This is a genomic window from Segatella copri, from assembly GCF_015074785.1.
Taxonomy (GTDB): Bacteria; Bacteroidota; Bacteroidia; order Bacteroidales; family Bacteroidaceae; genus Prevotella.
On sequence record NZ_CP042464.1, the window covers coordinates 45,842 to 70,165 of the forward strand.

The window sequence follows — 24,324 nt, forward strand, 5'->3', positions numbered from 1 at the left end:
ATGTTAAATGTTGAGTTTTATAGGACAATAAATAGAATAATTAATGATGAATAAGACAATGAAACAATATAAGGGAAAAGTCTTGAAGGCTATGATGATGCTCTTAGCCGTGGGTTTCGCACTGGCTGGTACATCTACCTTGTCTTCTTGCTCTTCTGACGATGATCCATATTTCACCGTCAGCGAAGATGACAATCCACGTATCTTGAACACCGACTTGGCTGATTCCAAGATAGACCGCAAGACTAATTATAAGTTGGAAATCAAGGTGACTCCTGTTCACTACACCACTGTGACATGGTTGCTCGATGGCACTCAGATTGCCGAAGGTAATACTATCGACCAGACTTTGCCTGTAGGTATTCATGAACTGAAGATTGTGGCAACCACCACCAAGGGTAAGAGCACATCCCGCACCTTGAAAGTTACCGTAACTCCTGCTGCCGATGACCCAGCCTTGGGTACCAATGCCGTCGAGCTTTGGGTAGCTCCAGGTGCTGAGACCACTATCCATAAGTGCAAGAATCTCGGTACAGTTACTAAAGTAATGGTAGGTGGTAAGGAAGTAGCCTTCGAGGTTCTCGAAGAGGGCACAGCCTTGAAGCTCACAGCTCCTACAGGTTTGGAGAATGGTGACTATGATATCACTTTGGTAGATGGTGAGGGCAACCAGTTCCCTAGCGGTACCATCAAGGTAACTACAGAGCCACGTCCATCTATGGAGAACACCCTCTGGGAAGGTGAGTTTGCCGTGACATGGAGTACACCATTCGATGCCTTGAAGGATACCTTCCTCTCAAAGGTGAAGGCTGGCACCATCCTCCGTGTCTATGTAGATGGAAATGGTCAGGGTACTGCTGCTACCTCTTGGTGGAATAACATCCTTACAGGTAAGGGCGACCCAGAGCGTGGCGACATCATGGTGAATGGACCTGCTAAATGGGAGTTTGAACTGACCGACTTGTCTATCCAACTCTTGACAGAGCAGAATGGTCTCTTCCTCGTGGGTGACGGTTACACCGTAAAAAAAGTAACTATTGAATAATATATTGGAAAGATTTCCGTTTTTATCATAAAACGTCAAACCTTTGAATTTATGAAGAAAATATTATTATCTATTTCAATGTTGGCATTGGCTTATACAGCCAGTGCCAATGTTCCAGTTATCAAGAGCGACCCTAAGATAGAGGCTCAGGTAGAACAAACCCTGAAGAAACTCACCTTGGAGGAAAAGATAGGTCAGATGATGGAATTGGTGACCGACCTCTTTGGTGCCAACGACAAGAACGGTGTGTTCTATATCGACGAGCACAAGACCGATTCTATCCTTTCCCGCTATAAGATTGGCTCTATCCTCAACGCTCCAAATACCTGCGCTCCTACAGCCAAGCAGTGGGAGAAGTACATCGCGCAAATCCAGAAGATTTCGATGAAGCGCATCGGCATCCCTTGTGTCTTCGGTCTCGACCAGAACCATGGTTCTACTTATACACAGGGCGGAACCCTCTTCCCGCAGAACATCAATGTGGCTGCCTCCTTTAATCGTGAGATAGCTCGCCGTTCGGCTGAGGCTACCGCTTATGAGACTCGTGCGGTGAGCGTGCCTTGGACTTACAGTCCTACCGTTGATCTCGGTCGTGATGCCCGTTGGCCTCGCATCTGGGAGAACTTTGGTGAAGATTGCTACCTCAGTTCAGAGATGGGCAAGGCGATGGTCTATGGTTTCCAGGGTGAGGACCCAAACAACATCGACCAGTATCACATTGCCACTTCCATGAAGCACTTCATGGGCTATGGTGTGCCTTGGACTGGTAAAGACCGTACGCCAGCCTATATCTCTCCTGCCGATTTGCGAGAGAAGCACTTCGCTCCTTTCCTGGCGGGTCTGCAGGCTGGAGCCTTGACCGTGATGGTGAATTCCGCTTCCGTCAATGGTATGCCGATGCATGCCAACAAGGACATCCTGACAGGATGGCTGAAGGAAGAGACTGGATGGGATGGTGTGCTCATCACCGACTGGGCAGACATCAACAATCTCTATACTCGTGAGATGGTGGCAAAGGACAAGAAGGATGCGCTCCGCATTGCCATCAATGCCGGTATCGACATGATTATGGAACCTTATTCTTGCGATGCTTGTGGCTATCTTGTAGAACTGGTGAAGGAAGGTAAGATTCCGATGAGTCGTATCGATGATGCCTGCCGTCGTGTGCTTCGCATGAAATACCGTCTTGACCTCTTCAAGAACCCAACCCAGAAACTCAAGAATTATCCTAAGTTTGGTGGTGAGGAGTTTGCCAAGCTCGCCTTGGAGGGAGCTACCGAGAGTATGGTGCTCCTGAAGAATGAAGGCAATATCCTGCCTTTGCAGCATGGCAAGAAGATTCTCCTTACGGGTCCTAATGCCAATCAGATGCGCTGCCTGGATGGTGGATGGAGCTATACCTGGCAGGGACATCGTGCCGATGAGTTTGCCGGCAAGTACAATACCATCTATGAGGCATTCTGTAATGAGTATGGCAAGGAGAATGTCATCCTGAACCAGGGTGTTACCTATAATGAGAAAGGCAAGTACTGGGAGGAGAACGAACCTCAGATTCAAGGCGCAGTTGATGCAGCAAAGGATGTTGACATCATCGTGGCTTGCATTGGCGAGAACTCCTATACAGAGACTCCAGGCAACCTGACCGACCTTTGGCTCTCAGAGAACCAGCGTAATCTCGTGAAGGAACTCGCCAAGACCGGTAAGCCTGTCGTTCTGGTATTGAATGAAGGTCGTCCTCGTCTCATCGCTGACATCGAACCATTGGCACAGGGCATCATCGACATCCTTATCCCTGGCAACATGGGCGGCGATGCCTTGGTAGGCTTGGTATCGGGCAAGTCAAACTTCAGTGGCAAGATGCCTTACACCTATCCTAAGGAAATCAATTCGCTCGCCAACTATGACTTCAAGAAGAGTGAGGAGGTGGGTACGATGGAAGGTGCTTACGACTACAATGCGAAGATTACCCAGCAGTGGGGCTTCGGATATGGTTTGAGTTATACCACTTACAAATATAGCAACCTGAAGGTTTCTCAGTCTGATTTCCGCCACGGCGACATCATCAAGGTGAGCGTGGATGTGAAGAATACGGGCAAGGTGGCAGGCAAGGAGAGTGTCCTCCTGTTCAGTAGCGATCTCATCGCCAGTATGGTGCCTGATGGCCGTCGTCTCCGTGCCTTCGACAAGGTGGAACTTCAGCCTGGTGAGACCAAGACCATGACATTTGAATTAAAGGCAGACGATTTGGCCTTCGTAGGTTGGAATGGCAAATGGAGATTGGAGGAAGGCGACTTCAAATTGATGATTGCCGACCAGAGTGCTGATATCCATTGCACTGATACTTATCAGTGGTCTACTGCCAACCGATAATGTATATTTAAAAGAAGAGTTAAAGAAAAGAGCGTGCCAATAGTGGTGCTCTCTTTTTGTTTGCATAGTTAAATGCTGAAGAGTTAAATATCTACAAGAATCCCCCATGATGTTTGGTGTTATGTCTTGAAATGATTACTTTTGCAAATCATAATTTTTGCAGATTTACAGAATCATTCAAAACAAGGATAAATGGAAATAGTAATTGGAATCATCATAGGGCTTGCCATCGGATTCTTCGTGGGGAAACTGCTGGAAGCAAAAAGTGCTGGAGAGGAGAAAACCCAGCTCGTAGCGAAGGCTCAGGTGCTGGCGGCTAACATCGAACAGATAAAACTGCATCATGCTTCTGAGGTTCAATCAATGAAATCTCAAATGGAGAGCGAGCGGCTGTATGCGGCGAAGCTCAGAGCGGAAAGCGACCAGCAGTGGGCACAGAAACTCGAGAGCCTGAAGCAGGAAATGCAGCGAATGACGATAGAACAGCAGAAGGTGGCGGCTGAGCAGCTGGCTGCCAAGCAGTCGGCTCTGCAGGAAAACAACCGTCTGCAGATGGATGAACTCCTGAAACCTATCAAGGAACAGTTTGCTGATTTCAAGAAATCGGTAGAGGAGAGCAAAACCCAGAACGAGGTGAACAAGAAGGAACTGCAGAATACCTTCGAGGCAACGATGAAACTCTTCCAGCAGGAACAGCAGCAGGCTGTACTGAACCTGAAGGAGCAGACCGAGAAGATTGGCTCCGATGCTGCCAACCTGACCAAGGCATTGAAGGGCGACAGCAAGATGCAGGGCGACTGGGGCGAGATGGTGCTGGAAACTATCCTGGAGAACAGCGGACTTCGTAAAGATGAGGAATTCTTCATTCAGGAGAATACGAAAGATGAAGAGGGAAAGAACTACCGTCCGGATGTCATCGTCAGATTCCCGGAAGGCAGAAGTGTGGTCATCGATTCCAAGGTTTCGCTTACCGCTTATTCCGATGCTCTGGCAGCTGAAGATGAGGCTGAACAGGAACGCCTGATGAAGGCACATGCGCTGAGCGTACGAAAGCACATCGATGAACTGGCAGCCAAAGACTATTCCAAGCTGGTGGATGATGCCATCGGCTTCGTACTGATGTTCATCCCTAACGAGACCAGCTATATCGCAGCGATGAAGCAGCAGCCGGATCTCAGCCGCTATGCTTATCAGAAGAAGATTATCATCATCTCACCAAGCAATCTGCTCATGGCACTCCAGCTTGCCTATAATCTCTGGCAGTATGACCGGCAGAACAAGAATGTGGAGAAAATCGTGAAGACGGCTGCTGACCTGTATGATAAGGTGGCTGGCTTCGAAGATACTTTCCTGGGCATCGGCGATTTGATAACCCGCCTTTCGGGAACCTTCGATAAGGCAAAGAAGCAACTCTATGACGGCACCGGCAATGTGATGAGAAGGGTAGAGAGCCTGAAGGGACTTGGCGTTACGCCGAAGAAGCAAATCAAATCGCTGGAAGAATAGAAAAGCTGATTAAATCGCTGGAAGAATAGGAAAATGAAAGCTAAAGATAAAAAGAAGAGGATGTGGGGGCGAGAACTTACGTCCTCTTTTCTGTTTTTCTGATGTAACCCTTTTTTTATTTGATGTAACATAATCGTTAAAAACGGGTTCATCTGATCCGTGACGTTTGCCGTTTCGCTCAAATGTATTTGCAAATCGTTCATTTTATGAAATTATAGCCTTTGAAATGAGCGGGTTTCGATTTTTCTTTGTATTTTTGCCACGCCTATTCGGAAAGATAGGCGAGTACATGGAACAATCAAAAAATACCGTATAATCATGAAACTGAACGAAATTCTTTCAGACAGCTTTAATGCTGCAGAATGGGAAGCTAAGGGTTATGAGCTTCCTAAGTATGACATCGCAGCCGTAGCTAAGAAGACTCACGACGAGCCTACTTGGGTTCACTTCGGCGCAGGTAACATCTTCCGTGCTTTCCCGGCAGCCATCCTCAACGATGCGCTCAATACAGGCAAGTATGATCGTGGTGTAATCGTGGCAGAAAGCTTCGACTACGAAATCATCGATAAGGCTTATCGCCCTTATCATAACCTCTCGCTTCTCGTAAGCCTCCAGAGCAACGGAACCATCGAGAAGAAGGTCATCGCTTCTATCACAGAAAGCCTCAAGGCGGATAAGCAGTTTGCTGACGACTGGGCGCGTCTGGTTCAGATTTTCCAGGCTCCAACTTTGCAGATGGTAACTTTCACCATCACAGAGAAGGGATATTCTTATAATGATGCCGATTTGGCACGTGGTCTTGATGCAGTATTTGCTATGGGTAAGCTTACTGCTCTTCTCTATGAGCGTTATAAGGCTGGCAAGTTGCCACTTACTCTTCAGTCTACCGACAACTGTTCTCACAACGGCGACCATGTTAAGGCTGGCGTAAAGGCTTATGCTGAGCGCTGGGCACAGGATGGTATCGTAGAGGCTGGTTTCGTAGATTATATCAATGACAGCAGCAAGATTACCTATCCTTGGTCTATGATTGATAAGATTACTCCTCGTCCTCACGAGAAGGTACAGGCGATGCTTGACGAGGATGGTTTCGAGGACAACGATACCATCATCACCGAGAAGCATACATTTACGGCTCCTTTCGTGAATGCAGAGGAAGTGCAGTATCTCGTTTGCGAGGATACTTATACCAACGGTCGTCCGCCATTGGAGTTGGGCGGTGCGCTCTATACCACCCGCAAGACTGTAGATGAGGTTGAGACCATGAAGGTAACCACCTGTCTGAACCCTCTCCATACAGCGATGTCAATCTATGGTTGCATGCTCGACTACACCCTGATTTCTGCCGAGATGGCTGATGAGGACCTTCGTGCCTTCATCCAGAAGATTGGTTATATCGAGGCGATGCCAGTAGTAACAGATCCAGGTGTATTGAACCCATACGAGTTTATCGGCACCGTTATCAACAAGCGTCTGCCTAACCCATTCATGCCAGATGCTCCTCAGCGTATCGCTACCGATACCAGCCAGAAACTCTCTATCCGTTTCGGTGAGACTATCAAGAAGTACATCGACCGCGGTCTCGACAAGAGCAATCTCGTGTTGATTCCTCTGGTATTGGCAGGTTATGCCCGTTATCTCAAGGCATTGGATGATAACCTGAAGCCATTCGAGCCATCTTCTGACCCATTGTTGGCAGAACTGCAGGCCATCGTAGCTCCTCTGGAGGTAGGCAAGGCTGATCAGGACTACTCTTGTCTTAAGAACCTCTATTCTCGCAAGGATGTATTTGGTCTCGATCTCTATGAGGCTGGCTTCGGCGAGCAGATTGAGGGCATGGTGAAGGAACTCTTCGCTGGCGAGGGTGCTGTAAGAAAGACATTGCACAAGTATGTTTCTGCAAGATAATTGATTAACGACTTATACATTATATAATATATGGAAAGAACATGGCGCTGGTTTGGCAAGAAAGATAAAATCACTCTTGCACAGTTGAAGCAGATTGGTGTTGAGGGCATCGTTACCGCATTGCACGATGTTCCTCTGGGTGAGGTTTGGACACGCGAGAAGATTCATGAACTCAAGGAGTACATCGAGTCTTATGGTATGAAATGGAGCGTGGTAGAGTCCTTACCAGTGGTTGAAACCCTGAAATATGGCGGTCCTGACCGTGATCATCAGATTGAGGTCTATAAGCAGAGTCTCCGCAACCTGGGCGAGGAAGGTATCAAGTGCATCTGCTACAACTTTATGCCTGTATTAGACTGGGCACGTACCGATTTGTCGCACGAGAATCCTAACGGAGCCAACAACCTCTATATGAATTGGGGCGAGTTTGCCTACTTTGATATCTATATCCTGCAGCGTGAAGGCGCTCGTGAGGATTGGGCAGAGTTCTCCAAGGAGCACAAGTGGGGCAGAGACCTGGTGGCTGAGGCTGATGAAATCAAGAAGACTTCTACACCTGAGCAGGATCATGCCTTGGTAGAGAATATCATCATCAAGACCCAGGGCTTCGTATCGGGTAACTTCAGCGAGGGCGATTCTGCTCCTGTCCAGAAGTTCCGCGACCTGTTGAAACTTTATGATGGCATCGACAAGAAGAAGTTGCAGGAGAACATGAAGTACTGGCTGGAGGCTATCATGCCTATCTGCGATGAGTACGATATCAATATGTGTGTTCACCCGGATGATCCTCCTTATCCTGTATTCGGTTTGCCAAGAATCATCGGTCGTGCCGAGGATATCCAGTGGATGCTCGATGCTGTGCCAAACAAGCACAATGGTTTGACTTTCTGTGCAGGTTCATTCTCTGCCGGCGAGCACAACGACTGTGTGGCAATGGCTAAGCAGTTTGCCGACCGCACTCACTTTGTTCATCTGCGCTCTTGCTACATCTTCCCTAACGGCAACTTTACAGAGGCTTCTCACTTGGGTGGTCGTGGCCATCTCATTGAACTTTGCCGCATCTTCGAGAAGGCTGAGCAGGAAGGCAAGTGCAATTCCGGCCGTCGATTGCCAATGCGAGTAGATCATGGTATGACCTTCACTGATGAGCCAGGTGGCGTATTCGATGAGAGCAATCATGGTCACAATGCCGGTTACACTCTTCTCGGCCGTATGTTTGCCATGGGTCAGATTCAGGGTGTCATCGCGACAGTAGATGATGAACTGGGCATTGAGTATAAGCAGCCGGGATTCTATGATTAGTTGATAGCTTATAGTTTATAATTTATAGTTATAGGCTATTAAGCGATTTGAAATTCAGGTTAGATAAAATACGAAAAAGGCTAGCGTTTCTGATAAGCGCTAGCTTTTTTTGTGCTGATTTTATGGTTACTGGCTAAATATACTGCTCATTTTAGCCAATAATGCTTAAAAATAGGTGTTATTGGCTGAAAATTATATAAGAAATAGCCAATAATTACTTTTTTCTTGCTATTTTTGCAAATGGTTAGAAATTAAAGCAGGAGAATAAGAAATGAAGAATAATATTATCGGCAGAAAGAGTGAACAGGATACCTTGGCACGTATATACGAGTCAAGGCAGTCGGAATTTGTGGCAGTATGCGGACGCCGCAGAGTGGGGAAAACGTTTCTTGTGCGCGAATATTTTGAGCAGGAAATGGTGTTTCAGACATCAGGATTGGCGGGCGGAAACACACAGGAGCAGTTGAAAAACTTCTTTTATACGCTTCGACGTTATGATAGGAATGTAACCTCTGTTCCCCACGACTGGCTTGATGCTTTCGAGATGCTTATCTCTTATCTCGACTCTTTGAACGGGATAGAACGTAAGGTGATTTTTCTTGATGAACTGCCTTGGATGGATACTGCAGGCTCTAATTTTATCTCTGCCCTGGAGCATTTCTGGAATGGATGGGCCTCTGCACGTCGCGACATCGTTCTCATTGTCTGCGGCTCTGCCACTTCCTGGATGATGGATAAACTTATCAATAACCATGGCGGACTTTATGGTCGTCTTACTCATCGTCTTTTCCTGCAGCCTTTTTCTCTTGGGGAGTCGGAAGCATTTCTGAATACTAAGGGGATGATGTTGTCCAGATATGAACTGGCTGAACTTTATATGATATTGGGAGGAATCCCATATTACCTGAATCTTTTGGACGAGCGGTTAAGTTTGGCTCAGAATATAGACCGTCTGCTGTTCAATCCCAATGGGCAGTTGTACAATGAGTTTACGATTCTCTATCGCTCTCTGTTTAAGGATTCTGAGGCATACGTCAAAGTGGTAGAATGCCTGAACGAGCGTGGTTATGGTATGATGCGCTCGGAAATAGCCGATGCCACAGGAATGAAGTCGGGCAAATCGTTGACCACGATTCTCGACAATCTGGAATCTTGCGGCTTCATCAGAAAGTATGTCAACTATGGCTGTTCTACCCGAAAGTCTCTCTATCAGTTGGTCGATTTCTTCACCTTGTTCTATTTCCGTTTTCTGCGCGATAGCTCTTTTCGTAATCTTCTGTATTGGAGCAAATTGCAGCGCACGCCCCGTTTTTATGCCTGGGCTGGAGTCTCTTTCGAGATATTGGCGATGAATCATATCGACCAGGTGAAGCAGCGGTTGGGAATTTCTGGTGTGGCTACCCAGTTGTATTCCTGGCGAAGCAAGAGTGATGCCGGAGCGGCGGAGCGGGCAGCCCAGATAGACATGGTGATAGAGCGTGGTGACAATACCATCAATCTTTGTGAAATGAAGTTTTCGGAGAGTGAGTTTGCCATCAATAAGGATTACGAGAAGATTCTGAGAAACAAAATCGTCCGCTTTATGGAGGAAACAAAGACCCGAAAGTCGATACAACTGACGTTTATCAGCAGTTATGGTCTTCAGCGGAATATGTATTCGGGCATAGCCCAGAATGAAGTGGTGCTCAATGATTTGTTTTGAGCTCCACTTCCTCCACATATTTCACCAGTGAATCCTTGCCATTGAGGAGATAGAAGTCTACACGAACCACGTGGTTGATATCGGCATTGCCCTTTACCTTGATGTGTCGGGTCTTGCTGTACATCATCGTGTCGCGGCGTGAAGGATAGGATACGAGCTCGATGAGGTCTTTGGTAGAATTGCTGCCCACATAATAGATGCCTACACTGTCTTTTCCGTTCTTGATGGCAGCAATCTTCGCCATCTTCTTGGCATGAGCCGCAGAGGTATCTATCGGGTAAAACTCGCTGGCAGCTACCGTGTCGCCGTCATGCTGGTCGGGTGCAAACTTGCAGCTGGTACCCGTCGTAGTGATAAAGGATGCAGCAGCCAGGACTGCCACAAAGTATAATATTTTCTTCATTGTTATTTCCTTTCTTTTCTTTTAAAGAATCCTGTTTTGTTCGCAAAATGCGTTATCGGCTGCAAAAGTACAAAAAATAACTCGAAAAGCCATACCTTTTTTATCTTTTTCCTTTTAATACTTCGGATGGAGAGACGTGTGCGGAAGCTGGGCGGAAGGAGTTGTGGGGATAGTATGGAAGAAGTTATGGGGATGGCATGGAAGGAGCGGTATGGAAGGTGTTAGAAGGTATGGTAGATATGGATGGAATGGAAGGAATGGATGGAATTCCGTGCAAAGATACAACTTTTCTCTGATACTGCCAAATTTGGGGGTGTGATAAGGAAATGTTTGAAATGTGCTTTCAGATTGAAAGTAGTTAAACTTCCTTACTCATAGTTTTGCGGGTGACAACTCATAGTTTTATGGGTCGCAACTCATAGCTTTGCTCTCTTAAAGTATATAGTTAAGCAGTAAATCAGGTGTTTACGAGGGTTATGATGTTTTTACTGCAATGACTCAGTTCCTCAATAACTCAGTTCCTCAGTTTTTCTCTGACCCTTCACTTTTGTCTTTATTTAGAAGTTTATTATATATATATAATTATATATATATAATAATATATAATATATAACAATTTAAAACAACTTTGAACTATAAGGGCTATATACCCCCTAGAAAAAAAACTGAGGAACTGAGTTATTGAGGAACTGAGTCAATGATAGAGACTTAGAATCTTACTCTTGATACTGTTGAATATGTGCTTATGTTAAAAGTTAAGTATCAGATTATCAGATAAATAAAACACTTGACCCCCTGAAATAAGGGGTCAAGTGTTGATTGTGATACCCATACGTTGTGAAACACGACGTATGGGTATGAAAAGGAGTTTCGTTACATTGAACTTTCAAATCGTAACTTGATGAGATTTGGCTGATTTTACATCTCAACCACTACTTCATGCTTGCCTTCAGCGCAAGGAATGATGGTGCCTGAGATAGGAGTGCCATCCACTGTAATCTGCTTCACGCCCTTCTGGTTTCCGCTAGGATTCTTTACTGTGATATGGTATTCGCCACCACGGAACTTGCGGGTTACCTCATACTCCTTAGCGGTGCTTGGGAGACAAGGATCGATGAGCAAACCTTCATAATCTGGCTTGATGCCGAGGATGAATTCTGATACTGTATACCACATCCATGCCGCTGTACCGGTGAGCCAGGAGTTCTTTCCTTCGCCCGGTTTGGCTGCATCCTTACCGGCTACCATCTGGCAGTTTACGTAAGGTTCTACCTTGTGAAGTGTCTGATATTTTTCCTCTACATAGCTAGGCAGAATCTTGGTATAATGGCTCCAGGCATCGTTGCCTCGACCGGCTACCGTCTCTCCGATGATGACCCAAGGATTGTTGTGGCAGAAGATACCGGCGTTCTCCTTGTAGCCTTCAGGATAAGAAGAAATCTCACCCATTTCTACATGATAGGTGGTGTAAGCAGGGTTGTTCAGTACCAGTCCGTGCTCGCATTCCAGTCGTTTCTTGCTGCTATCCAGTGCTTTATCGCAGAGTCCTTCTTCCAGACCGATACCAGCCATCGTACACCAGCCCTGGCTCTCGATGAAGATTTTGCCTTCCTCGTTCTCATCACTACCAATCTTGTTGCCGAAGAAATCGTAAGCGCGGAGGAACCATTCTCCGTCCCATCCATGCTGCTTCACAGCCTCGCTCATCTCATCTACAGCCTGCTGCATGCGCTCGGCTTCTGTCAAATAATCTTCCTCTGCAAGACCGGCTATTTCGCCTTCCTTGCTTTCCAAAGCTTCCTTGGCAAGCTGCTTGCAAAGAGCCACATAATCCTTGCCGGTAACCACGAACAGACCGGCTATCATCAGACTCTCTGCCTTGCTTCCTTCGCCCTTGTTTTCGGTGGTCTGGAAACTCTCGTTAGGGTCCCAGGAGAAGCAGTTCAGGTTCAGACAGTCGTTCCAGTCGGCTCTTCCGATGAGCGGCAACTTGTGTGGACCCAGGTTGTTGATAACATGGTTCATCGAAATCTTGAGGTGCTCGAAGAGGCTTACTTCTGTGCCCGGTTGGTTATCGAAAGGCACCTGCTCAGCGAGGATAGAGAAGTCGCCCGTCTCCTTAATATAGGCTACGGTACCGAAGATGAGCCAGCATGGGTCGTCGTTGAAACCGCCGCCGATATCGTTGTTGCCGCGCTTGGTGAGTGGCTGGTACTGGTGATAGCAGCCGCCGTCAGGGAACTGGGTGCTGGCGATATCGATGATGCGCTGGCGGGCACGGGTAGGTATCTGATGAACAAAGCCTACGAGGTCCTGGTTGGAATCGCGGAAGCCCATGCCTCGACCGATGCCGCTCTCGAAGAAACTTGCCGAACGCGACATACAGAAGGTGATCATGCACTGATACTGGTTCCAGATGTTCACCATGCGGTCTAACTTGTCGTTGCCGCTCTTCACGGTGAAGATGTTCAGCAGGTTATCCCAGTACTGGTTGAGTTCTGCGAAGGCAGCATCCACCTTTTCGGTGGTATCAAACTTGGCGATAAGCTGATGCGCCTTCTCCTTGTTGATAACCTTCTTGGCGCTGAACTTCTTGTCCTGCTCGTTCTCCACATAGCCCAGCAGGAAGATGAGGTCGCGGCTCTCGCCTGGCTGCAGGGTAACCTCGATATAATGAGATGCGATAGGGCTCCAGCCGTGGGCAAAGCTGTTGCGTGGCTTGCCTTCCATCACAGCCTCAGGCTCGGCAAACTCGTTGTAGAGTCCGATGAAGCTCTCGCGGTCGGTATCATATCCCTGAATCTCTGTATTCACGGTGTAGAAAGCATAGTGGTTGCGGCGCTCACGATATTCGGTCTTGTGATAGATGGTAGAGCCTTCTACCTCTACTTCGCCCGTAGAGAAGTTGCGCTGGAAGTTCTCCATGTCGGTAGCAGCATTCCAGAGGCACCACTCTGCAAAGGAGAACACCTTGAGGGTCTTCACCTCCTCAGTCTGGTTCTTCAGCGTCATCTTCTGCACCTCAGCCCATGTATGGAGGGGTACGAAGAAGAGCACACTCGCCTCCACGCCGTTCTTGCTGCCCGTGATGCGGGTATAGTTCATGCCGTGGCGGCACTCGTAGCTGTCGAGCGGTGTCTTGCAAGGTTTCCATCCCGGGTTCCATACGGTATCGCCATCTTTGATATAGAAATAGCGACCGCCGTTATCCATCGGCACTCCGTTGTAACGGTAACGTGTGATGCGGCGGAACTTGGCATCCTTGTAGAACGAATAACCACCTGCTGTGTTGGATATGAGCGAGAAGAAATCCTCGTTACCCAAATAATTGATCCAAGGCCATGGGGTCTTTGGGTCAGTAATCACGTATTCGCGATTGGCGTCATCAAAATGACCATATTTTTTTTCTGCCATTGTTTTTTTAATGTTTATTTCTAGGTAAAATATATTATTTTGGTGCAAAGATAGTAAAAAGTTTCAGTTTCGGGGTTAGAAAACAGTTTTTTTTTGTATTTTTGCAATGAAAAGTTTGATGATTGTCATCATTCCATTAACATTTTATACTGTTGGCTTATGAAAAGAAACATTTTATCACTTCTGGTAGCCCTCTTTGCAACCTTGCAGGTAGCGGCTCAGACATACGACAACTTGTGGAAGCAAGCTGAAATCAATGCTCAGAAGGACCAGCCTAAGAGCGAAATCGCGGTGATGAAGAAAATCATCGCCAAGGCTTCGGCTGCCAAGGATTATGGCCAGTTGCTGGCGGCTGAGATGCGGCAGGCGATACTCTGGAGAGAGATTTCGCCCGACTCGCTGACGCCCCATGTGAAGCGGATGGAAGCCGAGGTGCTGAAGGTGAAGGACCCGGCGTTGAAGGCCGTGAGATATGCTGTGCTGGGCAAGGTGTATCGTGATAGTCCTTACGGGATAGAGGTGGATGAGGTTGCCTTGGACCCAAGTGATGATGTTTCTTTGGATCAAAGTGCTTCTTCTTCTCTGAGCCAGCGGGATGTGAACGAAAAGAAAAGCCAGGAGTTCTTCAAGAAAGCCCTGGAGCAGCCTGAACTCCTTGCCAAGCATACTTCCACTGAGTATGTTCCATTGACGCTGAAGGGCGTGGATGGCAGTTCCTTTAACAACGATCTGCTGCATCTCATCGGATTCGAGGCAGACAGCAAGGAGGCGTATCATCTGCTGTACACCTATTATAATAAGGTGGGAAATAGGGGTGCGGCTTGTCTCTGTGCCTATAAGCTCATCGAGAAATACCGCCAGGACGACGTGAGAGAGGTGAAGAAATCGAAGTATCTGCAGACCATCGACTCGCTCATCCAGGTTTATCAGGATATTCCGGAGGCAGGCGAACTTGCCGTGGAGCATTTTCGCTTCATGGAAGGGGCTACCGATGCCAAACCGCAGGATAAGCTCAACTATATCAACTATGCGCTGAGCCGTTGGGGGGGATGGTCGAGAATGAACGAATTGAGAAATGCGCAGAAGCGACTCACCGAACCGATGTTCCGGGTGAAGGATATGCCATTGGTGCTTCGTCCTTCAGAAAGGAAGTGGGTGCATCTGAACGTGCGCAATCTCCAGAACCTGAAGGTTAGCATTTCCCGCCTCAACATCACGGCAGATAATGAGTATGATGTTCAGAATGAGGCTACCTATAAGATGCTTCTGAAAAAGACTACGAAGCTGCATCAGAAGGATTTCAGCAGGAACTACTATGGTCGTCCGAATTACGAAGAGGTGAAGGATTCCATCGAAATCGGTGGCAATCTGCCGCTGGGTGCCTATCTGATGGAGGTGACTTCGGATAATTCAGGCATCGCTCCGCAGCGACAGCTCTTCTATGTGAGCAATCTGGCGGTGATGATCCAGCAGTTGCCGGATGATAAGCATCGCTATGTGGTGGTGAATGCTACAGACGGACAGCCTATCGCCGGGGCGAAGATAGAACTCTATAACCAGCGGTATGATTTCAAGACGAAGAAGGACAAGCGAATAGTTCATGCCCGCTTGACAACCGATGAGAACGGTGAGGCTTACTTCAAGAATGTGGATGGAGAGGTATTGGTTTCTACCAACAATGACAAGTTTACGCCAGCCAAGTACATCTATCTCAGCCGTACCCGCTATTATGAAAAGAAAGATGATGAGACGAAATATCAGTTGTTTACCGATCGTGCCATCTATCGTCCGGGGCAGAAGGTACATGCCACAGCCATTTCCTACACTGTCAAGAAGGGGTTGGATGCCAGCGTGCCAGGAAAGAGTATGGAACTGAAGTTTGTCCTGAGTGATGCCAACTGGAAACAGGTGGCAGAACAGAAGGTTACGACCGATGAATATGGTACGGCTTCGGTAGATTTCGAACTCCCGAAGGAGGGAAAGACAGGACAGTATTCCATCTCCGTGAATGGTACAGCAAGCGAATATTTCAGAGTTGAGGAATACAAGCGTCCAACCTTCGAGATTACCTTCCCGAAGGTGAACGAGAAATATACCTGGGGCGACACCGTGGTGGTGAAAGCTTCAGCCAAGACCTATGCCGGAGTGCCGGTGCAGGGTGCCAAGGTGGAGTATCAGGTGACTCGCAGAAACCAACTCTGGTGGTGGGGCGCAGGATCTGCCGGACAGTTGGTGAAGACTGACAGTTGCGTGACACGAGAGGACGGAACCTTCGATGTAGAGATTCCGCTGGAGGCTTCCTTGTCAGAAAAAGACGAGGCTGATATGAGCGATTTCATGCGCATCGCCCGTTTCTTCAACTTCGAGGTCTCAGCCATCGTTACCGACATTAGCGGTGAGAGCCACGAGGGTGTAATGAGTCTGCCTCTGGGCACCAAACCAACCATCCTCACGGTGAATCTTCCTAAGCGTATCGAGGCAGACAGTCTGAAGACGGTGACCTTTGCTTACCGCAATGCCAGTGGAATGCCGATTTCGAGCAGGTTGAAATATCGCATTGATGAAGGCGAATGGAAGGATGCCGAGGCGAATGCACCGGTTTCTATCAAGGAATATGCTTCTTCCTCTGCCTCTTCTTCCCTCGTTTGGAAATCTGGCGTTCATCAGCTGGAGGCAATCTGCGGACAGGATACCCTGCAGCAGAAGTTCACGCTCTTCAGCATGAAGGATACCCATCCGGTGGAGCCAACTACCGAATGGTATTATCAGACGGCGAAGACTTTCCCTCGTGATGGCAAGCCGGTCTATATCCAGGTGGGCTCTTCGGAGAACGGAGCGCACATCGTATATTCCATCATCGCCGGCAACAAACTGCTGGAGAAAGGTGCCTGGGAGTTGGGCGACAGTATCGTGACTCTGCCTTTCACCTACAAGGAGGAATATGCGTCGGGCATCGTACTGAACTATAGTTTCGTGAAGCAAGGCAAGTGCTATACCCGAATGATGAGCATCGCCCGTCCTTTGCCTGAGAAGAAACTGAACATCGCCTGGAAGACCTTCCGCAACCGTCTGACCCCTGGACAGAAGGAGGAGTGGACGCTGAAGATTACCACCCCTGACGGCAAGCCAGCCAAGGCGCAGCTGATGAGCGTACTCTATGACAAGTCGCTCGACCAGATAGCCCCGCATTCCTGGAATCTCTCCCTGGGCTTCTATCAGAGTTTGCCAAACTGCTACTGGAAGCACAACCTCACTTTCCGTTCATTTTGCTTGAATGGCGTTTATCCTACCAAGTATTATGACGAGAAGCAACTGGATGTAGATAAGTTTGATGGCAAATTCTTTAGCTATTATGCTTATATGCAAGCGGTGGAACTGAGCAAGTTGGAACGTTCTTCTGGCGGAACCGTTGAGTCTGTTCGTATACAGAAAGACGAGCTGGTTCAGGAAGAACCGAAAGTCATCAGGATTCGCGGCTCTAAAATGACCCGTGTCGGAGCGGCTGCTCCATCTGCCAACAAGGTTTTTGATGTAGTAGAGGAGATGCCGCAGTTTGCCGGCGGTTCTGGCTCAGATGCAGGACAATTCCTCGACAAGGTGCAGGTGCGTGAGAATATGAACGAGACCGCCTTCTTCTATCCTGCCTTGGAGAGCGACAACAATGGCAACGTAGCCATCAGGTTTACCCTGCCGGAGAGCGTGACTACCTGGAAGTTCATGGGCTTGGCTCATGACAAGGAGATGAGAAACGGTTTGCTGGTGGATGAGGCTGTGGCTCAGAAGACCGTGATGGTGCAGCCTAACATGCCTCGCTTCCTGCGTGAGGGCGATAAGGCAACTATCGTGGTGAAACTCTTCAATACTTCTGACAAGAAGGTGAGCGGCAACACCCGTATGCAGATTCTCGACCCGGAGACCAACAAGGTGGTTTGGCAGAAGACGCAGAACTACAGTATCGATGCCGAGGGCTCTGCTACCATCTCCTTTGATGTCCAGGGACTGAAAGAAGGTGTATATATTAATAAGGTGGTGGCTGCCGGTAATGGCTACAGCGATGGTGAACAGCACTATCTGCCGGTTTTGAGCAACCGTGAACTCGTGGTGAACACCCTGCCTATCACCCTGCATCAGAAGGGTGAGCAGAACTTCGACCTGAGCAAACTCTTCCTGAACAAGGAGGGCAAGCAGGCGAAGGGCGCTGAAGAGGCAAAGGTAACCATCGAGTACACCAATAACCCAAGTTGGCTGATGGTGAAGGCGCTGCCTGCCATCAGCAATCCGGATGAGGAGAACGCCATCTCGCTGATGTCTGCCATCTATGCCAATACCATCACCACCCATATCCAGAAGACTCTCTCTTTGGATAATCATTCTCAGAAGAATCTCTCTCAGGAGAGCAACCGTCTGCAGAATCAGGTGGAGAAGCTGAAGAAGTTGCAGAACCCTAACGGTTCCTTCTCCTGGTGGAAGGGCATGAAGGGCAGCCGGTATATGACAACGTCGGTAGCCGAAATGATGGTTCGATTGAATGCCCTCGCTGGTGTGCAGAAATCAACCGCCCGGATGCTGACTTCCGCCATTGATTATCTCTCCTGGCAGACAGCTCGGGAAGTAAGAGAAATGAAGAAGCAGGAGGAGAAAAAGCAGAAGGTGAGTCCTAGCGAACAGGCGCTGCATTATCTCTACATCCTTTCGATGGATGGCAGAAAGATGAAGCAGAATCTGGAAGCAGATAAGGCTTATCTGCTGGAAAAGATGTCGAAGATAACGGGTGATTTCTCCATCTATGGCAAGGCGCGTGCTGCCGTGGTTCTCGCCAGAAACAGTCAGCAGAATGCTGCCTACCGCGAGAAGGCAGGCGAATATCTGCAGAGCGTGAACGAATATGCCGTTTATCGCGAGGAGATGGGCCGCTACTACGATACCCGCAAGGCACTCTACAGCTGGAGAAACTATAAGATTCCTACCCAGGTATCCGTGATAGAGGCGCTGCAGATGCTGAAGCCGAACGACAAGCAGACCATTGAGGAACTGCAGCGCTGGCTCCTGATGTCGAAACGCACCCAGGTTTGGGATACGCCGGTGAACACCGTGGATGCTGTTTACGCCTTTATGAAGGGCAATGAGAGCAACTGGAGCAGGAGGGCTGAGAATGCCGTGCTGAAACTGGACGGAAAGCAGTTGCCGATGCCGCAGGATTCCACCACCTTGGGTTATGTGAAGACCGAAAAAACGGGCAAGGCATCTAAGCTGAGCATCGACAAAAAGAGCGATTATACCAGCTGGGGAGCCGTCTATGCAGAGTTTAAGCAGCCTGTCAGCGAAATCGGTTCCATGGAGTCGGGCATCAAGGTGCGCCGTGTCATCGTTCCAGCCGAATCTGAGGGTAAGGGCAAGGCGCAGGCGAAGGTAGGCGAGAAGGTGAAGGTAACGCTCATCATCACCGCCGACCGCGACTATGACTTTGTGCAGATTACGGATAAGCGTGCGGCATGTCTGGAACCGGTTAACCAGAAGAGCGGTTATCAGTGGGGCATAGGCTGCTATGTTTCTCCAAGAGATCATGCAACAAATTTCTATTTCGATCGTTTATCTAAAGGTAAGCACATCGTAGAAATGGAGTATTACGTGGATAGAAAGGGCGACTATCAGAGCGGAACTTGCACCGCTGAGTGTACCTACAGTCCGGAATTTGGTGGCCGCACAGAGGCTTATGAATTGAAAGTTAACAATTGATAGTTAAAAGTTTATAGATTGATAATTTAAAATAGAATAGTATGAAACGGATGAATATATGGATGCTCTCAGCGCTGTTGGCGCTGCCTGCATCAGCACAGAAGATTACAACCCAGCACGAGGTGGTAGACTGCGGACAGGTGGTGTTCCGCAAGCCTGTAACTGCCGAATTCGTGCTGAAGAATGACGGGCACAAGCCTTTGGTTATCAACAATGTGTTGAAAAGCTGCGGCTGTACGGAGGTAGATTATCCGAAGACGGGCATAGCTGCCGGCGAAAGTTTCGTCATCAAGGCGGTATACGATGCCAAGCAGATGGGTACTTTCACCAAGCAGGTTTGCCTCTATACCAATGCGGATGAAGAGCCGTTCATCCTCTCTATGAGGGGAAAGGTAGTGGGCAGCGTAGTAGATTTCGCTGGTTCTTACGATGAGATGCTGGGTGTCATCAAGAGTGATGCCCAGGAGGTGGAGTTTGATGACGTGAACCGTGGCGACCGTCCGGTTCAGCGCATCCATATCTTCAATCCTACCGACGAATTACTGGAGCCGGTAGTGATGCATCTGCCATCCTATCTTCATGCTTTCGTATCGCCTTCCAAGGTAGCTCCGCGTCATTCTGCCGAAATCAGTTTCGTGCTGGATTCCAAGAAACTGCGCGACCTGGGCTTGAACCAGACATCGGTTTATCTCGGTGAGCGTCCTGGCGATAAGATTGCGCCTGAGAAGGAAATCGTGGTTTCTGCAGTTCTTCTTCCTGGTTTCGAGAACATGACTCCAGCCAGGAAGGCACTGGCTCCGAAGCTAGAGATGTCTGCCACCGATCTCAATCTGGGTAGTTTCAATGGAAAGAAGAAACTGAAGGGTGAGATTCTGATTACCAATAAGGGTAAGTCGGAACTGGATATCCGCAGCATGCAGATGTTTACGATGGGCTTGCAGGTGAACCTGAAGAAGAGTAAGATTCAGCCAGGAGAGACCGTTAAGATGAAGGTGACGGCTGTGGCTGCCGACTTGAAGAAATCGCGTGTCAGACACCCTCGTATCCTCATGATTACGAATGATCCTGACCATGCTAAGGTGGTGGTGAAGATTAATGTACAATGAATTAAAAACGAATATCGTGCAGATAGAAATAGATAACGGCAGTGGGTTCTGCTTTGGCGTAACCACTGCCATCAAGAAAGCTGAAGAGGAGTTGGCTAAGGGCGGTAAACTTTACTGCCTGGGCGATATTGTGCATAACGGTATGGAGGTGGAGCGCCTGCATGAAGCGGGACTCATCACGATAGACCATGAGCAGATGGAGGAACTACAGGGCGTAAAGGTCTTGCTCCGTGCTCATGGTGAACCGCCTGAAACTTATGCCCTTGCCGAGCGAAACAACATCGAAATCATCGATGCTACCTGTCCTGTGGTGCTCCAGTTGCAGCGCCGCATCAAGAAGCAGTATGTCAACAATCCGGAGGCGCAGATCGTGATTTTCGGCAAGAATGGGCATGCTGAGGTGCTCGGACTGGTGGGGCAGACGGAGAGTCATGCCATCGTGGTAGAGAAGTTTGAGGATGTGAAGCAGCTGAAGGAAAGCGGTCAGTTGGATTTCTCTAAAGATATCTATCTTTACTCCCAGACTACCAAGAGTCTCGATGAGTTCCACCGCATCATCGAATACTGCCAGGAGCATATTGTTGAGGGTGCTGTCTTCAAGAGTTTCGATACCATCTGCCGTCAGGTGGCTAACCGCATGCCTAACATCGCTGCCTTTGCCAGCAAGCATGATGTCATCCTCTTTGTGAGTGGCAGAAAGAGTTCGAACGGTAAGGTGCTTTTCAAGGAATGCAAGAGCGTGAATGCCAACAGCTACCAGATAGAAAGTGCCGACGAGATAGATATGAACTGGTTCAAGGATGTGGAAACGGTAGGTATCTGTGGCGCTACCAGTACGCCGAAGTGGCTGATGGAAGAGTGCAAGGATAAGATTATCAAGGAAAGTTCGGCTCTCTTGTTGTAAGATTTAATGCGTTGATTGTTAGTTAGTTAACCACCTTGCTACCGCGTTTTGCGGTAACAAGGGTATAGGATAGTTTTATCGTTGGTAGAAAAACTTAATATGCTGGTTATTAATTAGTTAACCCATTTGACGCTGTGTTTTACAGCGTCAAGTGGGTTTATCTTTTATAAACTGTCTGAAAATAAAACAGGTGATAAATCTTCTCCCGAAGACCTATCACCTTCAAAAAACAGTAATTAACTCAAAATTTATAATCTATATCATTACTACCTTGTTAATATGATTGCAAAGATACTAAATTGAAGTTTTTTTTCCAAATCTTTTTCATCGAATAAAATAAATTTATCGGTAAAAATAGTATATTTAACGTATTTTTGCATAAATAACCCGGCAGTCTCTTTTCTGTAGCTTATTCTGCTATTGCCTTTTGATATTGTTCCATCAGCCATGCCTTCTGTTCAGGAATGGTCATGTTGCTGTTGTCGAGCGTAATGGCATCATCAGCCTTTCTGAGTGGGGAAGTCTCGCGGTGGGTATCGATATAGTCGCGCTCCTCTACATTCTTCAGAATCGCATCGAAGTCGGCTGGCATTCCTTTCTCCTTCAGTTCATCGAAACGGCGCTGTGCTCTCACCTGTGAGCTGGCTGTAACGAAAATCTTCAGTTCGGCATTAGGGAACACGGTGGTACCTATATCGCGACCATCCATCACGATGCCCTTGTCTTCGCCCATCTTCTGCTGCTGTTCTACCAGCGCCTCTCTGACGAAAGGAACGGCGGCAATCGGACTAACGTGGTTAGAAACCTCTAACGAACGGATTTCCTTTTCTACCAGTTCGCCGTTCAGATAGCAGTCTGGGCGACCGGTTGTTGCATTAAACTTGAATGAGATGCTGATGTTCTTCATCTCCTTCTGCAGTTCTTCAGTCTTTACGGCTCCATCTGCTTCGAAGAGCTGATGACGCAGCGCATAGAGGGTTACCGAGCGGTACATCGCGCCCGTATCTACATAAACATAACCTATTTCCTTGGCAAGATCCTTTGCCATCGTACTCTTACCGCAAGAAGAGTATCCGTCTATTGCTATTGTTATTTTCTTCATAATTTCGAACTAACTTTAATGTATAATTTATAATCTGTAACTTACGTTCAGCATGAGACTGCTGCTACTGACGTGATATTTGCCGTAGGCAACGTTCAGATGGAAGCGCTCCAGGTTGATACCGCCACCCACAGAGAAACCGGCTCCATGACTGCTTCCTTCATCTTCTGAGGTGCTGATTTTCATCTCGTTGGCTCTCCTGAAGTTGTAGCCGGCACCTATCCACAGGCTTTCTGAAAGCAGTATGTCGGCACCTACTACGGCATGATCACGAAGACCGCTGTCCCAATGGTTCAGGTTGACCAGTGTGGCTGATACCCTGAACGGTGCGTTGGCGAAGCGTTTCGTCACACCCAACTGCAGGTCGATCGGCATCTTCTCGTATTCATTATCGTAGGCTTTCAGCTGTCCACCCAGATTCTTTGCCGCACATGAAACCGACCATTCCGTTTCAGGGTCGTAATAGTTGATACCCAGATCTACTCCCACAGCGATAGAATTGTAATCGCCAATATACGAAGTGATGAATTTGGCGGCAATACCACCTGCAAACTTTTCACCGAGCATATAAGAGAAGTAACCCGCAACGGCAATATCCTTTGCCGAGAACTCACCCATCTGGATGTTGTTCTCATCCGTCTCTTTCATCTTGCCGTAGTCAACAAGCTGAGCCGAAACAGCCCACGAAGCCTTGTCGTTGACAGTACGGTTGAAACTAGCCGAGGCAGTGTTCACCCCCGACATATAGTTCATATAATTGAGATTGACCGTCTTGTCGCTTACTGATGACAGGAGAGCCGGATTATGGAATATGAGTGCCTCATCATCTTCTATCAAGGTGATGTTGTCGCCACCCAGAGCAGCTGCGTGAGCACTCACCGGCAAGCGAAGGAAATTATACTCCGTTTGGCTCTCTTGAGCATCAATAATTGTCGCAAAAAGCGTCAATATAGCGGAAATTACATATTTTTTCATTTAAATTTTCTAATTCTTTGGCAAAGATACTGCTTTTTTCAATAATAAGAAGTAATTTTGCAATGTTTTCGTAGGAAATAACGATTTTAAACGGTTTTTATTGTGGAAATTAAGAAATCAAATAGCGCACAACTGGAAGATAAGCGGGTTACATTTTTCCTGCTGGGGTTGCTGCTGGCTTTTACTTTCATCTTCGTAGGGCTCCAATATCAGAGAGGTCCGCAGGGAGATGATGACTTGTCGGAATCGATGGAAGATCTTTCACAGGATCTGGAAATGTCGGCTCGTCCCGACCTGAAAGATATGGTGAGTGCAGAGGCTGTTTCGGCTCCTGCTTCTAAGTCAATTACTCAGGAAGTGAAGGCTGCCGAGCAACAGACTCAGAAGGCACCGCAGAAAATCAGTTCTACAACCAGCGAATTGGTTATCGGCGACGGCTCGGGTGTAGTGGATGGAGCAGAGGTGAAGGAAGCGGTTCCTGAAACTCCCATTGAAAATCCGGGAGCTGAGGCTCCTATCAAACTGACCGTCGTGCAGAAGATACCGCAGTTTCCTGGTGGCTGGTCTGCCTTCATGCAGTGGCTTACCAAGAACCTGAAGTACCCTGTAGCTGCCCAGAAGAGTAGGATTCAGGGAACCGTAGTGGTATCCTTTATCGTAAACAAGGATGGAAGTGTTGCCAATATCAAGGTAAGCACTTCGGTAGATCCATTGCTCGACAACGAGGCTTTGAGAGTGATGAAGATGATGCCGAAGTGGAAACCGGGCATCGATAAAGGCAAGGTCTGTCGCACGATGATTGCCATCCCGGTAGTGTTCCAGCTATAAATTGTTCATTGTAAATTATACAT

General features: G+C 47.9%; 14 protein-coding genes. 10 read left to right on the forward strand and 4 right to left on the reverse strand.

Going from position 1 to position 24,324, the window contains the following annotated elements:
* Nucleotides 1-58 precede the first annotated feature (58 nt).
* The 6 genes from FO447_RS00175 (at nucleotide 59) to FO447_RS00200 (ending at nucleotide 9,833) form a co-directional block, all read left to right on the forward strand.
* Nucleotides 59-1,045: a hypothetical protein gene (locus FO447_RS00175; protein ID WP_234563982.1), complete on the forward strand. Its 987-nt coding sequence runs from the start codon at nucleotides 59-61 to the stop codon at nucleotides 1,043-1,045.
* Between the two features lie 51 nt (nucleotides 1,046-1,096).
* The gene (locus tag FO447_RS00180; protein WP_118190064.1) at nucleotides 1,097-3,415 is read left to right on the forward strand and encodes a glycoside hydrolase family 3 N-terminal domain-containing protein; all 2,319 of its coding nucleotides are present in this window, start codon (nucleotides 1,097-1,099) and stop codon (nucleotides 3,413-3,415) included.
* Nucleotides 3,416-3,607: 192 nt separating this feature from the next.
* Entirely contained in the window at nucleotides 3,608-4,921 is a 1,314-nt protein-coding gene (locus FO447_RS00185; protein WP_200757155.1) for a DNA recombination protein RmuC, read from the forward strand.
* Between the two features lie 318 nt (nucleotides 4,922-5,239).
* Complete coding sequence (locus tag FO447_RS00190; RefSeq protein ID WP_200757156.1) at nucleotides 5,240-6,829, forward strand: mannitol dehydrogenase family protein; 1,590 nt, start codon at nucleotides 5,240-5,242, stop codon at nucleotides 6,827-6,829.
* 30 nt (nucleotides 6,830-6,859) lie between these two features.
* The gene (gene uxuA / locus FO447_RS00195) at nucleotides 6,860-8,131 is read left to right on the forward strand and encodes a mannonate dehydratase (RefSeq protein WP_117727267.1); all 1,272 of its coding nucleotides are present in this window, start codon (nucleotides 6,860-6,862) and stop codon (nucleotides 8,129-8,131) included.
* Between the two features lie 271 nt (nucleotides 8,132-8,402).
* Nucleotides 8,403-9,833, forward strand: a complete 1,431-nt coding sequence (locus tag FO447_RS00200; RefSeq protein ID WP_200757157.1) for an AAA family ATPase — start codon at nucleotides 8,403-8,405, stop codon at nucleotides 9,831-9,833.
* On the opposite strand, the gene FO447_RS00205 is transcribed toward FO447_RS00200, so the two are convergent.
* Together FO447_RS00205 and FO447_RS00210 are read right to left on the reverse strand one after the other, a co-directional pair.
* Entirely contained in the window at nucleotides 9,817-10,236 is a 420-nt protein-coding gene (locus FO447_RS00205) for a hypothetical protein (RefSeq protein WP_200757158.1), read from the reverse strand. The genes FO447_RS00200 and FO447_RS00205 overlap by 17 nt on opposite strands.
* Nucleotides 10,237-11,154: 918 nt before the next feature.
* Nucleotides 11,155-13,650, reverse strand: a complete 2,496-nt coding sequence (locus tag FO447_RS00210) for a GH36-type glycosyl hydrolase domain-containing protein (protein ID WP_200757159.1) — start codon at nucleotides 13,648-13,650, stop codon at nucleotides 11,155-11,157.
* Nucleotides 13,651-13,809: 159 nt separating this feature from the next.
* On the opposite strand from FO447_RS00210, the gene FO447_RS00215 reads away from it, so the two are divergent.
* From FO447_RS00215 to FO447_RS00225, 3 genes are read left to right on the forward strand one after another with little or no spacing between them, the layout of a single operon-like run.
* Nucleotides 13,810-19,386, forward strand: coding sequence for an alpha-2-macroglobulin family protein (locus tag FO447_RS00215; protein ID WP_200757160.1), 5,577 nt, complete (start codon nucleotides 13,810-13,812; stop codon nucleotides 19,384-19,386).
* 41 nt (nucleotides 19,387-19,427) lie between these two features.
* Nucleotides 19,428-20,492, forward strand: a complete 1,065-nt coding sequence (locus tag FO447_RS00220) for a DUF1573 domain-containing protein (protein ID WP_118153581.1) — start codon at nucleotides 19,428-19,430, stop codon at nucleotides 20,490-20,492.
* A 13-nt stretch (nucleotides 20,493-20,505) separates the two neighbouring features.
* On the forward strand, nucleotides 20,506-21,396 hold the full coding sequence (locus tag FO447_RS00225) for a 4-hydroxy-3-methylbut-2-enyl diphosphate reductase (RefSeq protein ID WP_200758432.1): 891 nt from the start codon (nucleotides 20,506-20,508) through the stop codon (nucleotides 21,394-21,396).
* 409 nt (nucleotides 21,397-21,805) lie between these two features.
* Here FO447_RS00225 and cmk read toward each other — a convergent pair whose 3' ends face one another.
* Nucleotides 21,806-22,498 (reverse strand): (d)CMP kinase, encoded by a 693-nt coding sequence (gene cmk / locus FO447_RS00230; RefSeq protein WP_117727261.1) that lies wholly within the window; start codon nucleotides 22,496-22,498, stop codon nucleotides 21,806-21,808.
* A gap of 27 nt (nucleotides 22,499-22,525) precedes the next feature.
* Nucleotides 22,526-23,473, reverse strand: coding sequence for a type IX secretion system protein PorQ (gene porQ / locus FO447_RS00235; protein ID WP_200757162.1), 948 nt, complete (start codon nucleotides 23,471-23,473; stop codon nucleotides 22,526-22,528).
* 102 nt (nucleotides 23,474-23,575) lie between these two features.
* Here porQ and FO447_RS00240 point away from each other — a divergent pair, with 102 nt between their 5' ends.
* Nucleotides 23,576-24,301: an energy transducer TonB gene (locus FO447_RS00240; protein WP_022121382.1), complete on the forward strand. Its 726-nt coding sequence runs from the start codon at nucleotides 23,576-23,578 to the stop codon at nucleotides 24,299-24,301.
* Nucleotides 24,302-24,324 lie beyond the last annotated feature (23 nt).

Bases quoted from the DNA above. Each gene is read 5' to 3' on its own strand.
- FO447_RS00215 (WP_200757160.1), top strand. From the start codon at position 13,810: ATGAAAAGAAACATTTTATCACTTCTGGTAGCCCTCTTTGCAACCTTG.
- FO447_RS00220 (WP_118153581.1), top strand. From the start codon at position 19,428: ATGAAACGGATGAATATATGGATGCTCTCAGCGCTGTTGGCGCTGCCT.
- FO447_RS00205 (WP_200757158.1), bottom strand. From the start codon at position 10,236: ATGAAGAAAATATTATACTTTGTGGCAGTCCTGGCTGCTGCATCCTTT.
- FO447_RS00185 (WP_200757155.1), top strand. From the start codon at position 3,608: ATGGAAATAGTAATTGGAATCATCATAGGGCTTGCCATCGGATTCTTC.
- FO447_RS00200 (WP_200757157.1), top strand. From the start codon at position 8,403: ATGAAGAATAATATTATCGGCAGAAAGAGTGAACAGGATACCTTGGCA.
- FO447_RS00190 (WP_200757156.1), top strand. From the start codon at position 5,240: ATGAAACTGAACGAAATTCTTTCAGACAGCTTTAATGCTGCAGAATGG.
- uxuA (WP_117727267.1), top strand. From the start codon at position 6,860: ATGGAAAGAACATGGCGCTGGTTTGGCAAGAAAGATAAAATCACTCTT.
- FO447_RS00180 (WP_118190064.1), top strand. From the start codon at position 1,097: ATGAAGAAAATATTATTATCTATTTCAATGTTGGCATTGGCTTATACA.
- porQ (WP_200757162.1), bottom strand. From the start codon at position 23,473: ATGAAAAAATATGTAATTTCCGCTATATTGACGCTTTTTGCGACAATT.
- cmk (WP_117727261.1), bottom strand. From the start codon at position 22,498: ATGAAGAAAATAACAATAGCAATAGACGGATACTCTTCTTGCGGTAAG.
- FO447_RS00175 (WP_234563982.1), top strand. From the start codon at position 59: ATGAAACAATATAAGGGAAAAGTCTTGAAGGCTATGATGATGCTCTTA.
- FO447_RS00210 (WP_200757159.1), bottom strand. From the start codon at position 13,650: ATGGCAGAAAAAAAATATGGTCATTTTGATGACGCCAATCGCGAATAC.